Raw genomic sequence first — 1329 nt, 5'->3', positions numbered from 1 at the left:
GACATCTCAACTCCTACTTAGGTTTACATCCTCATTATACATTATTTATGATTTACAAATCATTTGCGATCGCTATATTGCTGTTGACCCTTTAACACAGGTAAAAAACCCGTTTTTTTTCGTATTTATGGGTAAGTCCTACTAATCTAAAATCTAAAATCTAAAATCTAAAATCCCTTAATGGTGGAACGTGTAATTAAAACGGGTGTTGGGTGGCGTTTGGGATGGAACCCGGAGGCGGATGAGTTTAAGGGTTTGGTGGCTGGCGACGGTTGGGCGATCGAACTCACGGAGGCTGAGTTGAACGATTTTTGCCGATTGTTGGGGCAATTAGCCGGCACAATTAGTCACATGGCCTCTGAGTTAATGGACGAGGAAAAAATCGCCATTGAAGCCGAAAGCGACTTGCTGTGGGTGCAGGTGGAAGGTTATCCCGAAAGTTACAGCGTGCAATTGATCTTAAATGCTGGTCGGAGGTGCGAGGGTTTTTGGCCGGCGGCTGCGGTTCCGAGTTTGGTGCAGGCCGCAAAAGTTTTAAAAGTTTTTTGACTTTTTAGGGATTTCTATGCTAAGCTATTAAAGCTGTCGGGGCGTAGCGCAGCTTGGTAGCGCACTACTTTGGGGTAGTAGGGGTCGTGGGTTCAAATCCCGCCGCTCCGATAGATGGAATCCTTATACACTAAGGATTCCATTATTTTTACTAGATAAATCGTTCCTTACCCATTCTCAATAAGAGGTGACAGAATATGTCATACTCTGACAAAAAGTGGGATAAAACTGGGATAAGCTGTTGCACATTTAAACTGTGATACACGCATTCCCCTTGTTTTTGATTTGTCGACCCCATTTAATAATTAACTCTCCTTCATTTAATAGGCGATGTAATAAATACTCTAGCTCTTCAATTGATGTAAAAAGTCGATTTGCAATATATTCTTTTGTCGAAGGCCAGACGTAATTGCTCAACCCCCTTGACAAAAAGACAAGATAGACATTAGATCGAGGAATGGAAAAACTCCCCGACCTAAAACAACTATCAAACGAGGCAAAAGAAGTCTTGATAGTAGATCTATGGGAGGAAAACCAAAAACTCACCGCAGCGTTAGCAGCCACAGACCAAGCAAAACCAGAGCCATCTCCCAAAAAAACTAGCAAGAATTCTAGCACTCCACCGTCCTCATGATTCAAGCCCAACATTAAGCCCTCGAAAATTGAGGGGAGCAAAAGAGGCTCTTCTGGAGTCAAGGTGATAAGCAAAACTAATTAGAAAAGCAAGCTAATAGCCTCGCCCGAAAGTTATCAAAGTTGACAAAGCCATAGGCTTGCCGC

The 1329-nt window shown here is 42.9% G+C and carries 2 protein-coding genes, 1 tRNA gene and 1 pseudogene; 3 read left to right on the top strand and 1 reads right to left on the bottom strand.

Features of this window, described 5'->3' with window-relative positions:
• The first annotated feature begins 180 nt into the window (after positions 1–180).
• A complete protein-coding gene (locus tag QUA54_RS34245) occupies positions 181–549 on the top strand; it encodes a DUF1818 family protein (protein WP_333419479.1) in 369 nt (122 codons plus the stop codon).
• Between the two features lie 37 nt (positions 550–586).
• A tRNA-Pro gene (locus tag QUA54_RS34240) sits at positions 587–660 on the top strand.
• Positions 661–798: 138 nt separating this feature from the next.
• Here the strand turns inward: QUA54_RS34240 and QUA54_RS34235 are convergent.
• A pseudogene (locus QUA54_RS34235) lies at positions 799–954 on the bottom strand (IS630 family transposase); the annotation flags it as partial.
• 52 nt (positions 955–1006) lie between these two features.
• On the opposite strand from QUA54_RS34235, the gene QUA54_RS34230 reads away from it, so the two are divergent.
• A complete protein-coding gene (locus QUA54_RS34230; protein ID WP_333419481.1) occupies positions 1007–1183 on the top strand; it encodes a hypothetical protein in 177 nt (58 codons plus the stop codon).
• The last annotated feature ends 146 nt before the right edge of the window (positions 1184–1329 follow it).

This window comes from Microcoleus sp. MOSTC5, assembly GCF_036701825.1.
GTDB classification, from domain to species: domain Bacteria; phylum Cyanobacteriota; class Cyanobacteriia; order Cyanobacteriales; family Microcoleaceae; genus Microcoleus; species Microcoleus asticus.
Note: the sequence above shows the minus strand (reverse complement) of the source record. Positions and strands in the feature narration are given on the sequence as shown.